The sequence below is a fragment of the Kribbella sp. NPDC050820 genome (genome assembly GCF_040653975.1).
GTDB lineage: Bacteria > Actinomycetota > Actinomycetes > Propionibacteriales > Kribbellaceae > Kribbella.
In genome coordinates this window covers 1-12,206 of sequence record NZ_JBFAHB010000080.1, presented here as the reverse complement: position 1 = coordinate 12,206, position 12,206 = coordinate 1, and the positions used below count along the sequence as shown (strand labels likewise).

Below are 12,206 nucleotides of genomic sequence, written 5' to 3'. Positions count from 1 at the left end.
GGCGCTGTCAGCGGCAGGGGTCAGGCGGCGTTGGCCGTGAGCTCGCGAGCCACCACGGTCCCGTGCTGCTCAGCGGTGACGTGCGCCTCGGTCTCGGACACCTTCGAGGCGTCGATGAGCTCCTCCATGCCCGGGGTGACCGGGGCGAGGGTGAGCTCGGCAGCGGCGGTCCGGATGTTCATGCCGAACACGTCGCCGAAGATGCGCTCCAGGTACGGCGTGGCGTGGTCCCAGCCGTGCTTCGGGGTGCCGGGGCTGTAGCCACCACCCCGGGCGAGCGTGAAGATCGCCGGCCGGCCGGCGATCGGGCTCGGGCCGTAGACCAATTCGGGGTCGATCAGCAGCAGGTCGATCCAGGTCTTCACGTGCTGGGCGATGCCGTAGTTGTACAGCGGCACGGCGAGCAGGACCGCGTCGGCGGCCTTGATCTCGGCAGCGAGCTCCTCGGCCAGCGCCTTGGCCCCGGCGAGCTCCGGACCGGCGTCGCCGCCGAGCTTCGCGGTCACCAGCGCCGGCCACGCGGTCACCGGAAGCTGGTGCTGACCGAGGTCGCGGCGGACCACGACACCGTCCGGGTGCTCCGCTTTCCAGGCGGCCTCCGCGCTGTCCGCCAGGGCGCGGCTGACCGATCCGTCGAGCCGAAGGCTGGCGTCGACACGTAGCAGGGTGGACATCAGGTTTGTCTCCATCGTCGTGAGGGGGCGGCTCTTAATGAGCTGCTCTGAAGATAGTCTGTGTGGCAGAACATATTCAAGTCAGATCGTATTCCGGGTGGCGTACACCACGTACGATGGGGACATGACCAGTACTTCGCCCGACGTCAAAGGCCGGATCGCCCGTGAGGTGGCGCGCCGGGGCACTGGCGGGCTGGAGCCACGGGTCGCCAGCGGCGCACCGGTCGAGTCCGACCTGGGCTGGGCGCTGGGTGTGGTGTTCCGGCGGTACGCGAAGGCCGCCGCCGAGTCGCTCGACGACGTGCCCGGCGGGCCGCGGGGTTATCAGGTGCTGGCGACGACCGTCGCCGAGGGTCCGAGGCGGCAGCTCGATCTGGCTGCGCAGCTCGGCGTGGACCGGACCGTCATGACGTACCTCCTGGACGACCTGGAGAAGGCCGGCCTCGTGCAGCGTCAGGCGGACCCGGCCGACCGGCGGGCGCGGTTGATCGTGCCGACCGACGAAGGCAAGGAGACGCTCTGTGACCTGGAGCGGCGGCTGTCGACTGCCGAGGACGAGATCCTCGGCAGCCTGGACCAGGCCGAGCGCGCCAGCTTCCGGATGCTGCTTCAGCGGGTGGCGATGAAGGCCAACGCGGTCGACCCGCTGCACAACGCCTGCGCGCTGGCCGAGACGGACGACCCGGCCAGCACCTAGGCACCTAGATCCTGACGGCCTAGTGGAGCGGGACGAAGCCTGACTCGTAGGCGCGGATCACGGCCTGGGTGCGATCCCGGGCGTTCAGCTTGGCGAGCACGTTCGCGACGTGCGTCTTGACCGTCTGCAAGCCCAGGATCAGGTCGTCCGCAATCTCCGCGTTCGACAGCCCCTTGGCCATCAGGCGCAGGACCTCCTGCTCCCGCTCGGTCAGCTGGTACTCGTCCAGGCCGTTCTGCTTCGACTGCTCGGCGCCCACGTGCGCGAGGGCGAGCGCACGGATCGCCTCCGGGAACAGCAGCGACTCGCTGCTCGCGACGGTCCGGATCGCGGCGATGATGTCGTCCGGCGGCGTCCGCTTCAGCAGGAACCCGGACGCGCCGGCCCGCAGCGCATCGTACACGTAGTCGTCGTTCTCGAACGTCGTCACGACCAGCACCCGCGGCGCCGGGTCGAGGTTCTCGAGCAGCAGGCGGGTGGCCTGGATGCCGTCGACGGCGGGCATCCGGACGTCCATCAGCACGACGTCCGCGCCGGTCCGGCGGACGATCGGCAGCACCTCGGCGCCGTCGCCGGCCTCCCCGACCACCTCCAGGTCGGGCTCGGCGTTGATGATGGCGCGCAGCCCGCTGCGGATCAACGGCTCGTCGTCGACCACGACCACCGACAGGTTCATCTCAGCCCTTCGTCGTCACTGCGACCGGAAGTGTCACCGCGAGCCGCCACCGGTCGCCGTCCAGGCCGGCGTCGACGGTTCCTCGCAGTACGGCGACTCTCTCACGGATCCCGGCCAACCCGCGGCCACCACCCGCGTGGTCCGAGCCGTCGCTCACCGGGTTGATCAGCTCGAGCCGCAGCCCGGTGTCGTCCAGCCGGATCGACAGGTCCACGGTGAGCTCGCCGGCCGGACGGCCCGCGTGCCGGATGGCGTTGGTCAGGCCCTCCTGGACGATCCGGTACGCCTCCCGGGAGACCGCCGCCGGAAGCCGGCCCAGGTCGCCGTCCTGCTGCACGTCGACCGTGATCCCGCCCGCCCGGGTGGCCTCGACCAGCCGGGGGAGATCGCCGAGAGTCGCCTGTGGCGCAGTCTGCGAACCCGGCCGGCGGTCGTCCCGGAGCAAGCCGAGCACGTGGTCGAGGTCGGCCAGCGCGTTGCGGGCCGACGTCTCCATCGCCGCCAGCGCGGTCTCGGCGAACTCCGGGTCGGTCGCCAGCACCCGGCGGGCGGCGGCCGCCTGGATCGTGACCAGGCTCAGCGCGTGCCCGACGCTGTCGTGCAGCTCCCGGGCCAGACGGTTGCGCTCGGCAAGTGTCGCCGTACGGCGCTCGAGCAACTCGATGCGCTCTGCCGACGTCGGCCCGAGGACGCGCGGGGCGAGGTAGGCGAGCAGCGCGCCGACCGCGGCGGACAGGAAGAACAGCCCGACGATCCCGCCCAGCGCGGCCGCAGGCATCCAGAGATCGGTCCAGTCGCCCTTGATCCGGTAGCTGAGGTCGGGCATCAGCTCGTGCCGGCCGGGGGAGCGGAAAGGGGCCGCGAGCAACACCGCGCCGAGGCCGAAGACGACCGTGCTGAGCGTGCCGACGATGCCGCCGGTGATCAGGTGCAGGCAGAACCAGGTCGTGGTCCGGCGGCGCTGCGCCCAGGTCCGGGCCGGGCCGAGCGGGCGCTCCTCGAACCGGACGCCGAGCAGCGACTCGACCGCGATGCCCTCGACCTCGCGGACCGCGGGCAGAATGCCGAGCGCGATCGGCGGGCCGACCACCAGGATGCCGATGAGGATGCCCTCGGCAACGACCGGCAGGTCCAGGTCCTGGGCGAGGGCTCCGAGCGCGCTGTCGACCAGGATGAACGCCAGCACCAGCGCCGCGCCGAGCAGCAGGTAGACCCAGCGCAGGTACGTCGACGCCCGGCCGAGGCAGCGGACGCCGCGGACCAGCGCGGACGCAGTACGCGCGAGCCTGCCCGCCGGACGCGCCGCTGCACGTCCGGAGGCCGCCGACTCAGGTACCAGCCCGTCCACCACCTCCCTATCGTCCCAAACCGCGGTTCGGCACACCTCCCTCCCCGGAGGGAACAGTTGTTCGAACGAATACGTGGGGTGCGTCACTCGCGACGGAGGGTTTACGTAAATTTGACGGGGGAAGGACCGGTTCGGAGCCGATCGGCGTCGCGATCTGCTGTCCAGGCAGGTACGGTCTGTGGTCGGGGCGGGATGCCCGTCCGGTGCGGACAGGTATGGGGAACGGCTCCAGGACGGGTGGCAAGCGGGCTCTGCGGGGACCCGGCGCAGTGGACGTTAAGTCACTGTGAAGTCCCCGAGGGGCCGATTGACCACCTTTCCATATTTGATGTTTGATCAAATATCGGAGGAGAGAGGTCGATATGAGGTTGAGGCGTTCCGCCGTCGCTCTGATGGCGGTCCTGGGGCTCGCCCTGGTCAGTGCGTGCAACAACAGCGGCAACGAGGGCCAGAGCCAGGACTCGGGCCTGCAGAAGGTCAGCTATCTGACCTCGTTCAACACCTTCGGTCGTGAGGCCTACGCGTACGTCGCCCTGGAGAAGGGCTACTTCAAGGACGCCGGTTTCGACGTCACGATCAACCCAGGCTCCGGCACCGTCGACGTGATGAAGCTGGTCGCGGGCGGTCAGGCCGACTACGGCATCGGCGACTTCACCGCCACCGTCATCACGCTCGGCAAGCAGAAGCTGCCGATCACCACGGTCGGGATGATCCACCAGCGCTCGCTGGCCGCGATTGCGGTGCTCGAGGGCGGCCCGATCAGCAAGCCGCAGGACCTGGTCGGCAAGCGGATCGGCGACCAGCCGGGCTCGACCAACCAGGTCATGTTCCCGGTCTACGCCAAGGCCGCCGGCATCCCGGCCGACTCGGTCACCTTCGTCCCGTCGCCGCCGCCCGCGCTGCCGCAGCTGCTCGCCTCCAAGAAGGTGGACGGGATCGGCCAGTTCGTGGTCGGCGTCCCGCTGGTGGAGAAGGCGGCCAAGCAGAAGGTCATGACGCTGCCGTACGGCGAGAAGCTGCCGGACCTGTACGGCAACGCGATCATCACCCGCTCCGACCTGGCCAAGGACCACCCGGACCAGGTCAAGAAGTTCACCGAGGCGCTGCTCAAGGGCCTGCAGGACACCATCGACGACCCGGCTGCGGCGGCCGAGATCCTGAAGAAGCACGTGCCGCAGACCGACGTCACGGTGGCCACCAAGGAGCTCGAGCTGATGAAGAAGTACGTGAAGCCGGACGACTTCAAGGGCCCGCTGGGTGCGGTCGACCCGACCCGGGTGCAGAAGATCATCTCCGTGCTCGACGACGCCAAGGCGATCGAGCCGGCCGGCTCGGTGACGCCCGCCGACGTGGTCACCGTCGACCTCGCCCCGAAGGGCTGAGGCCGGCCCACGATGATTCGGCTGGACGGTGTGGGGCAGGTCTTCGACGGACGCGAGGGCCGGGTCGTAGCCCTCGAGGAAATCGACCTGCACGTCCGGCCGAACGAGTTCGTCACGCTGATCGGCCGGTCCGGGTGTGGCAAGTCCACCCTGCTCCGGCTGATCGCGGGACTGCTGCCGCCGACGTCCGGCACGGTCGCGGTGGCGGGGGAACCCGTCACCGGGCCGCGCCGGGACGTCTCGTTCATGTTCCAGCGCCCGGCCCTGCTGCCGTGGCGGTCGGTGCTGTCCAACGTGATGCTGCCGGTCGAGATCGACGGCGGCGAGGGCGACCGCGGGAAGGCGGCGTACCGGGACCGGGCGCATCAACTACTCGAGCTGGTCGGCCTGCGCGGGTTCGAGCGGCGGCTGCCGCACGAGCTGTCCGGCGGCATGCAGCAGCGGGTGTCGCTGTGCCGCTCGCTGATCCGCGATCCGCAGGTGATGCTGATGGACGAGCCGTTCTCCGCGCTCGACGCGCTCACCCGGACCGAGCTGTCCGAGGAACTGCAGCGGATCAAGATGGAGCTGTCCACCACGATCGTCTTCGTCACGCACTCGATCGAGGAAGCCGTCGTACTGGCCGACCGGGTGGTCGTGCTGACGCCGCGGCCGGGGCGGTTGCGTGAGGTCGTCGACATCGACATTCCGCGGCCGCGCAGCCTGGGCCAGAACTCGCACCTCACCGAGGTCGCGCAGATCAGCGGCCTGCTGCACGGGCTGCTGGCGGAGAAGGCCGGTCAACCGATGGATGAGCGCCCGGTCGACGAGGTGCGGCCGTGAAGAAGCGTTCCTGGCTGACCACGTCTCCGACCGCCGCCGTCCTGCTGCCGATCGTCGGCCTGATCGGTGCGATCGCGCTCTGGGGGGTCGCCACCGTCGTCTTCTCCATCGAGTCGTACCTGCTGCCCAGCCCGTCCGACGTGATCAGGACGTTCTTCGACCAGCCGGCGTACCTGCTGCAGCAGACCGGCATCTCGTTCCTGGAGACGGTCGAGGGCTTCCTGCTGGCGATCGTGATCGGCGTCCCGATCGCGTTGCTGATCGTCCGCTCGGTGATCCTGGAGCGCCTGGTCTACCCGCTGCTGCTGATGGTGAACGCGATCCCGAAGATCGCGATCGCCCCGCTGCTGGTGGTCTGGATGGGCTTCGGGCAGTGGCCCAAGGTCGTCATGGTGCTGCTGATGTGCTTCTTCCCGATCGTGATCTCGACCGCGCAGGGGATGAAGTCGACACCGGTCGAGCTGGTCGAGCTGCTCCGGTCGCTGAACGCGAGCCGGACCCAGGAGTTCTTCAAGCTGCGGCTGCGCTACGCGATGCCGCAGATCTTCACCGGCCTGAAGGTGGCCATCTCGCTGGCCGTGATCGGGTCGGTGATCGCCGAGTTCGTCGGCGCCACCCAGGGCCTCGGGTACGTGATCCAGCAGTCCGGTGCGAGTGCCGACACCGCGCTGGCGTTCGCCGCGATCACGCTGCTCAGCATCATGAGCATCATCTTGTTCTACGGCCTGGTCCTGCTGGAGCACCTGTTCCTGCCGTGGGCCCAGGAGACCCGATGACAGCGCAGGCTTCCGACGCCGATCGCCGGGTGCTGGTCCGGCCCGCGTGGCTCGAGGCCACCGTCTCGGCGGTGTTCAGCGCGCTCGGCTTCGACCCGGCCGACTCGGGCAAGATCGCCGCTGCCCTGGTCGAGGCGGACCTGCGCGGCGTGAGCTCGCACGGCATCATGCTCGTCCCGATGTACGTCGAACGGCTGAACGCCGGCGGTGTCACCAGGGAACGCGAGCTGGACGTTCTGTACGACGCCGGCGCCGCGCTGGTCGTGGACGCGCGGGGCGGAATGGGCCAGCTGTCGAGCCCGCAGGCGATGGGGCACGCGATCGAGCGCGCCGGCCGGTACGGGATCGGCCTGGTGTCGGTCCGCAACGCGCACCACTTCGGCGCGGCCAGCCGCTGGGCGATGCAGGCCGGTGAAGCAGGCTGTGTCGGCGTCGCGATGTCCAACACGACGCCGTTGATGCCTGCTCCCGGTGGGGCCGAACGGATCGTCGGCAACAACCCGCTGGCGGTCGCGGTGCCGACCTCGGCCGGCGTGGAGATCGTTCTCGACATGGCATTGTCGGCTGTTGCCCTCGGCAAGATCAGGCTCGCGGCGTCAGCCGGCCGGCCGATCCCGGACACCTGGGCGACCGACTCGGAGGGGACCCCGACCACGGATGCCGAGGAAGCCGTCCTCGGCATGCTGCTGCCCGCTGCCGGGCATAAGGGCTTCGGGCTGGCGCTGATGATCGACGTACTGACCGGAGTGCTGAGTGGCGGCGGCTGGGGCGACCAGGTGCGGCCGCTGTACCGGGAGCCGGGCCGGCCCAACGACTGCGCCCACCTGTTCCTGGCGATCGACCCGGAGTTGCTGGGCGGCGTGGAGAACTTCCGGCGCCGCTCGTCCGGCCTGGCCGCGCGGGTGCGCGGCAGCGCGACGGCGCCCGGGGTGGGCCGGCTGTACCTGCCGGGGGAGATCGAGGCGGAACGGGCCTCGCACCAGCGGCGGCACGGTGTGCTGATCGAAAGGTCCGGGCTGGACGGGTTGCTGGCGGCCGCACGCGCGGTCGGCGCCGTCGTCCCGGCGGGAGGGGTGCTCGACTGATGCCGAAGACACAGGTTTCGACGACCGACCTGCACAGCCCGAACGGCGTGTTCTCGCAGGCCACCACGGTGGAGGCGACCGGGCGGATGGTGTTCGTCTCCGGGATGACGGCACGCCGGCCGGACGGCAGCATCGCCGGCGTCGGCGACATCCGGGAGCAGACCCGGCAGGTCATCGAGAACGTGCAGGCGGCGGTGCGAGCGGCCGGTGGCACGCTCGCGGACGTCTGCCGGGTGGATGTGTACGTGCGCAACATGGAGGACTTCGCCAAGATCCACGAGATCCGGGCGCAGTACTTCACCGAGCCGCTGCCGGCCTCGACGATGGTCGAGGTCAGCAAGCTCGCGCACCCCGACTATCTGATCGAGATCAGCGCTGTCGCGGTGGTTTCATGAACGAGCGTAGCGAGTTCATCATCAAGCACAGCCCGTTTCGTGCCTCAGCCGCGCCCGGAGCGAAGCGAGGACGCGGATGAGTTGGGGGGTTAGCATGCGTGGCGTCGAGTGGACCTGAGATGCGGTACGTGATGGTGGAGCACGGCGGCCGGGAACGGCCGGGAGTGGTCGACGGGGACTCGGTCTTGTTGCTCTCAGCAACGGATCTCGCTGCGATCATCTCGGGCGCCGACGCCGTCGGTGACGAGCGCATCCCTTACAGTGAAGAGATTCTGCGGCCGCCGCTGCGACGGTTCCGCCGGGACATTCTGTGCACCGGGTGGAACTACTGGGACCACTTCGAGGAGAGCCGCGGCAAGCGGGAGGGCCAGGACGTCGACCGGCCCGAGCACCCGACCTTCTTCACCAAGGGCCCGGACACCGTCATCGGCCCGTACGACGACATCGCCTGGGACCCCGCGATCTCGGCCAAGTGGGACTACGAGGCCGAGTTGGCGCTGGTGATCGGGAAGACCGGCCGCAACATCCCGGCCGCAGACGCGCTCGACTACGTGTGGGGCTACACGCTGGCCAACGACGTGTCGCAGCGGGACCTGCAGCGGGCGCACGGCGGCCAGTGGCTGAAGGGCAAGAGCATCGACAACACCATGCCGCTCGGCCCCTGGATCGTGACGGCCGACGAGCTCGGTGACCCGCAGGACGTGCGGCTGCAGTGCCTGGTCAACGGTGAGGTGCGGCAGGACGCGTCGACGAAGCAGATGGCTTTCAACGTTGCGACGCTGATCAGCGAGCTGTCATTCGGTATGACGCTGCGCCCTGGCGACCTCCTGCTGACCGGGACGCCTGCAGGCATCGGCAACGCCCGCGAGCCGCAGGTCTTCCTGCAGGAGGGCGATCTGGTCGTCACCCGCGCCGACAAGATCGGTGAGCTCCGCAACAAGGTGACGTGGGCATGAGCGGTCCGTTGGAGTTGCTACCAGGTGGGGGTCGCGGCGGGCGCCGTACGCTCGCCGAGCATGCTGCGGCCGAGTTGCACCAGCTCATCCTGTCCGGCGAACTGCCCAGCGGTACGCCGTTGCGGCTGGTCGAGCTGGCGAGTCGCCTGGAGATGAGCCAGATGCCGGTCCGGGAGGGACTCCGCCGGCTGGAGGCGCTCGGACTGGTCGAGATCATCCCGCACCGGGGCGCCTGGGTCCGGGACCTGTCGCTGGCCGATCTGCGGGACACGCACGAGACCAGGCTGGCGTTGGAGAGTCTCGCCGTACGTGCGGCTGCGGAGCACTTCGCCGACGAGGACTTCCAGAAGGCGACTGCCGCTCTGGCCGAGCACCTCCGGCTGTCTCGTGCAGAGGACTCGGTGGGCGCGCGGCAGGCGCATGCGGACTTCCACTTCGCCATCTACCGGGCCGGTGGGTCGCAGTGGCTCGCTCGGGCGATCGAGCCGGTGTGGCAGAACAGTGAGCGGTACCGGTTCGGCAGCCGGCCGACCGCGGCCCTGATCGAGCGGAGCCGAGTGGAGCACCAGGCCATCCTGGACGCCTGCGTCGCCCGCAACCCGGAAGCCGCCGAGCAGGCGTTGCGTAACCACCTGGTCGGCGCCTTCCAGCGGATCACCCAAACGATGACGTCATCATCGAAGCAGAAGGAGACGTCTTGACGTCCTCCCACCACCCGAAGGCAGGGGATTCCAACCCTTGCGGGCTGAGGTTCGCGGTTCACAGCCGTGCCTTACTGCACAAGAAGGCTCCCCGCGCTGCCACGGCCCGCCCGGCCGCGGTTACTACTGGTCCTACTGCCAGTTGCTTGGCTATCGCAACCGGCGAAAATACTACCTGCGCCTACCGACAAAACCTGAAAGGAGGGAGATGGATGCCGCTCCTCGCCGTGAACGACGGGGTTCGCATGCCATCAAACTCATGAAGGTGAGCTTCGATGCGGCCGGTGAGGTCGTGGTGATCACTGGTGGTGCTCAGGGCATCGGAGCGGCGCTGGCCCGGGCTGTGACGGCCTGCGGAGGCACTGCGGTGGTCTTCGACGTGGTGAAGCCTGATGTGGGGGTCGACTACGTCGAGGTGGACGTTGCAGATCGCGCGTCAGTGGAGTCTGCCGTCGCGATGGTGATGGCTCGCTACGGGCGGATCGACGGGCTGGTCGCGGGCGCTGCGGTGCAGCCTCGGTCAACTGTGGTCGAGATGGACCCGGCCGAGTGGACCAGGACGCTGCAGGTGAACCTCGACGGAGTGGTGTGGGTGTGCCAGGCCGTCGTACCGCACATGGTGGCGCGGCGGTCCGGGTCGGTGGTCGTGTTCACGTCGGGTATGGCCGTCACCGGGTGGGCCGGTGCGGCGGCGTACGCGTCGAGCAAGGCTGCGCTGATCGCCTTCGCGAAGTCGCTGGCCGCCGAGGTGGCCGAACACCGGGTGCGGGTGAACATCGCCGCGCCGGGCGTGATCGACACCGAGCAGTTCCGAGGAGCGAACGCCGGTGCGGACCGGGAGCACTGGCAGGACACCATAGGTATCGGCGACCCCGAGGACGTGGTCGGTCCACTGCTGTTCCTGCTGTCCGACGCGGCCGCGATGACCGGGTCGGTGCTGACCCGGGAACGTGCCTTTCCCAAGCTCACAACCTTCGCGGAGTGAATGAGTGACTGCTGATCAGTTGCCCGTCGCGATCGTCGGTGCAGGCCCGATCGGCCTGACGACGGCGCTCGGCCTGGCGCACTACGGCGTACCGTTCGTGCTGCTCGAGGAGGACGCGGTCCTCTCCTCGGACACCAAGGCCGGTACGACGCTCAGCCGCACCCTGGAGATCTGGAACCGGTACGGCGCGGTCGACGGCATCCTGGCCGCGGCGCTGCGGATCGACGAGATCGGTGACATCGACCGGGCCAGCAACACGCCCCGGGCCTCGGTGCGGCTGGCCGAGCTGGTCAACGACACCCAGTTCCCGTTCGTGATCAACCTGCCGCAGCAGAAGATGGAGCCGATCCTCGCGGCGGCGCTGTCGCAGCCCGTGCTCACGCAGCACCGGCTCACGTCCTTCGAGGTGCGGGACGACCGCGTCGTACTGCAGGTGGAGACGCCGGAGGGGCCGCGCACGCTGGAGGCCTCGCACCTGCTGGCGTGCGACGGCGGCCGGAGCAAGATCCGCGACGCGCTCGGTGTGACGGTGGTGGGGGAGACTCTGCCCGAGCGGTACATGCTGATCGACGTCGTGGTCGACCTGGACGTCGACAACGCCCGTGACTACCCCTACCTGGCGTACTTCGCGGACAAGTCCGAGTGGATGGTGCTGATCCGGCAGCCGGACAACTGGCGGTTCCTGTTCCCGCTCGGCCCGGGCGCCGAGCCGCCGGGGGACGAGGACCTGCTGGTCAAGGTCAAGCAGTTCATCGGCGAGGTGGATCGGATCGAGCTGCTCGGCTCAGTGGTCTACAACGTGCACCACCGGGTCGCGGACCAGTGGTCCGTGGACCGAAGGGTGTTCCTGATGGGCGACGCGGCCCACCTGATCACGCCGATGTGGGCGCTGGGACTCAACACGGGTGCGCTGGACGCGTCCAACCTGCCGTGGCGGCTCGCTTGGGTGCTGCGCGGCTGGGCGGACGAAGCCCTGCTGGACGGGTACGAGCAGGAGCAGCGGCCGGTGGCGATCAACGGCTCCGGTGAGATGGCGGAGGCCGCCCGCAAGTACATGTCCCACCAGCACGGTGCGGTGACCGCGTCCGGCAGTGACTGGGCGACGGCGTACACCCGGACCCTGCTGAGTGTGCGGCTGGACGTGACCGGCGAGGGGGACTGGTCGATGGTGGCCACCGCTCCCGAACCACCCGCCGTACGGGCCGGTGACCGGGCGCCGGATCTTCAGTTGCAGGGCCCGTCCGGTCGGGTGGCGATCCACGAGCTGTGCCGGCACTCGTTCGTGGCGCTCTACTTCACCGACGTACGGCGTCGGCCGGACATCCCGCCGAACGACTCGCCGGCGTTGAAGCACTACGCCGTCTCCCGGTGGGACGCACCGCACGACTCCGGCCTGCGCGACCGGGCGCTGTTCGACCCGGGAAGCATTGCCACCGACAGGTACGGCGTGGGCCCGGACACCGTCGTCCTGGTCCGGCCGGACGGCCACATCGCCGCAGTCGCGCCCATGCGACCCGGCGTGGCCGACGAGCTCTACTCCGGGATCACCGGCCGACCTGTGCCGCGGGAGGGTTGATGACTCTGTTGAATGCCGCGCTGCCGCGCGGCGGGTCATGGGGCTGGAACTCCCGGCCTTCCCTCGTCGCTCCAGTCGCTTCGCTCCCTCCACTCCTCAGTCCAGGCCGGGAGGCCCCATGACCGGGTTCGAC

General features: G+C 69.4%; 13 protein-coding genes. 10 read left to right on the top strand and 3 right to left on the bottom strand.

The window, feature by feature from the left end; genetic code table 11:
* Nucleotides 1-20: 20 nt before the first annotated feature.
* Nucleotides 21-674, bottom strand: coding sequence for an NAD(P)H-dependent oxidoreductase (locus AB0H36_RS40495; RefSeq protein WP_360536048.1), 654 nt, complete (start codon nt 672-674; stop codon nt 21-23).
* A gap of 124 nt (nt 675-798) precedes the next feature.
* Here AB0H36_RS40495 and AB0H36_RS40490 point away from each other — a divergent pair, with 124 nt between their 5' ends.
* The gene (locus tag AB0H36_RS40490) at nt 799-1,371 is read left to right on the top strand and encodes a MarR family transcriptional regulator (RefSeq protein ID WP_360536046.1); all 573 of its coding nucleotides are present in this window, start codon (nt 799-801) and stop codon (nt 1,369-1,371) included.
* Between the two features lie 19 nt (nt 1,372-1,390).
* Here AB0H36_RS40490 and AB0H36_RS40485 read toward each other — a convergent pair whose 3' ends face one another.
* Nucleotides 1,391-2,047 (bottom strand): response regulator transcription factor, encoded by a 657-nt coding sequence (locus AB0H36_RS40485; RefSeq protein WP_360536044.1) that lies wholly within the window; start codon nt 2,045-2,047, stop codon nt 1,391-1,393.
* 1 nt (nt 2,048) lies between these two features.
* Nucleotides 2,049-3,398: a histidine kinase gene (locus tag AB0H36_RS40480; RefSeq protein ID WP_360536042.1), complete on the bottom strand. Its 1,350-nt coding sequence runs from the start codon at nt 3,396-3,398 to the stop codon at nt 2,049-2,051.
* Between the two features lie 359 nt (nt 3,399-3,757).
* On the opposite strand from AB0H36_RS40480, the gene AB0H36_RS40475 reads away from it, so the two are divergent.
* The 9 genes from AB0H36_RS40475 (at nt 3,758) to AB0H36_RS40435 (ending at nt 12,073) form a co-directional block, all read left to right on the top strand.
* Nucleotides 3,758-4,777, top strand: coding sequence for an ABC transporter substrate-binding protein (locus AB0H36_RS40475; protein WP_360536040.1), 1,020 nt, complete (start codon nt 3,758-3,760; stop codon nt 4,775-4,777).
* Between the two features lie 12 nt (nt 4,778-4,789).
* Nucleotides 4,790-5,599 carry an ABC transporter ATP-binding protein gene (locus AB0H36_RS40470; protein WP_360536038.1) on the top strand — a complete coding sequence of 270 codons (810 nt, stop codon included), beginning with the start codon at nt 4,790-4,792 and terminating at the stop codon, nt 5,597-5,599.
* A complete protein-coding gene (locus AB0H36_RS40465; protein ID WP_360536036.1) occupies nt 5,596-6,375 on the top strand; it encodes an ABC transporter permease in 780 nt (259 codons plus the stop codon). Before AB0H36_RS40470 ends, AB0H36_RS40465 begins: the two co-directional genes overlap by 4 nt.
* Nucleotides 6,372-7,460, top strand: a complete 1,089-nt coding sequence (locus AB0H36_RS40460) for an Ldh family oxidoreductase (protein WP_360536034.1) — start codon at nt 6,372-6,374, stop codon at nt 7,458-7,460. Before AB0H36_RS40465 ends, AB0H36_RS40460 begins: the two co-directional genes overlap by 4 nt.
* Nucleotides 7,460-7,855: a RidA family protein gene (locus tag AB0H36_RS40455; protein WP_360536032.1), complete on the top strand. Its 396-nt coding sequence runs from the start codon at nt 7,460-7,462 to the stop codon at nt 7,853-7,855. The genes AB0H36_RS40460 and AB0H36_RS40455 overlap by 1 nt, the downstream gene beginning before the upstream one ends.
* Nucleotides 7,856-7,974: 119 nt before the next feature.
* A complete protein-coding gene (locus tag AB0H36_RS40450) occupies nt 7,975-8,811 on the top strand; it encodes a fumarylacetoacetate hydrolase family protein (protein WP_360536030.1) in 837 nt (278 codons plus the stop codon).
* On the top strand, nt 8,808-9,512 hold the full coding sequence (locus AB0H36_RS40445) for a GntR family transcriptional regulator (protein ID WP_360536028.1): 705 nt from the start codon (nt 8,808-8,810) through the stop codon (nt 9,510-9,512). The genes AB0H36_RS40450 and AB0H36_RS40445 overlap by 4 nt, the downstream gene beginning before the upstream one ends.
* Nucleotides 9,513-9,771: 259 nt before the next feature.
* The gene (locus AB0H36_RS40440; RefSeq protein WP_360536025.1) at nt 9,772-10,497 is read left to right on the top strand and encodes an SDR family oxidoreductase; all 726 of its coding nucleotides are present in this window, start codon (nt 9,772-9,774) and stop codon (nt 10,495-10,497) included.
* A 4-nt stretch (nt 10,498-10,501) separates the two neighbouring features.
* Complete coding sequence (locus AB0H36_RS40435) at nt 10,502-12,073, top strand: FAD-dependent monooxygenase (RefSeq protein ID WP_360536023.1); 1,572 nt, start codon at nt 10,502-10,504, stop codon at nt 12,071-12,073.
* The last annotated feature ends 133 nt before the right edge of the window (nt 12,074-12,206 follow it).

Bases quoted from the DNA above. Each gene is read 5' to 3' on its own strand.
- AB0H36_RS40460 (WP_360536034.1), top strand. From the start codon at position 6,372: ATGACAGCGCAGGCTTCCGACGCCGATCGCCGGGTGCTGGTCCGGCCC.
- AB0H36_RS40440 (WP_360536025.1), top strand. From the start codon at position 9,772: ATGAAGGTGAGCTTCGATGCGGCCGGTGAGGTCGTGGTGATCACTGGT.
- AB0H36_RS40485 (WP_360536044.1), bottom strand. From the start codon at position 2,047: ATGAACCTGTCGGTGGTCGTGGTCGACGACGAGCCGTTGATCCGCAGC.
- AB0H36_RS40470 (WP_360536038.1), top strand. From the start codon at position 4,790: ATGATTCGGCTGGACGGTGTGGGGCAGGTCTTCGACGGACGCGAGGGC.
- AB0H36_RS40475 (WP_360536040.1), top strand. From the start codon at position 3,758: ATGAGGTTGAGGCGTTCCGCCGTCGCTCTGATGGCGGTCCTGGGGCTC.
- AB0H36_RS40490 (WP_360536046.1), top strand. From the start codon at position 799: ATGACCAGTACTTCGCCCGACGTCAAAGGCCGGATCGCCCGTGAGGTG.
- AB0H36_RS40445 (WP_360536028.1), top strand. From the start codon at position 8,808: ATGAGCGGTCCGTTGGAGTTGCTACCAGGTGGGGGTCGCGGCGGGCGC.
- AB0H36_RS40495 (WP_360536048.1), bottom strand. From the start codon at position 674: ATGTCCACCCTGCTACGTGTCGACGCCAGCCTTCGGCTCGACGGATCG.
- AB0H36_RS40450 (WP_360536030.1), top strand. From the start codon at position 7,975: ATGCGGTACGTGATGGTGGAGCACGGCGGCCGGGAACGGCCGGGAGTG.
- AB0H36_RS40455 (WP_360536032.1), top strand. From the start codon at position 7,460: ATGCCGAAGACACAGGTTTCGACGACCGACCTGCACAGCCCGAACGGC.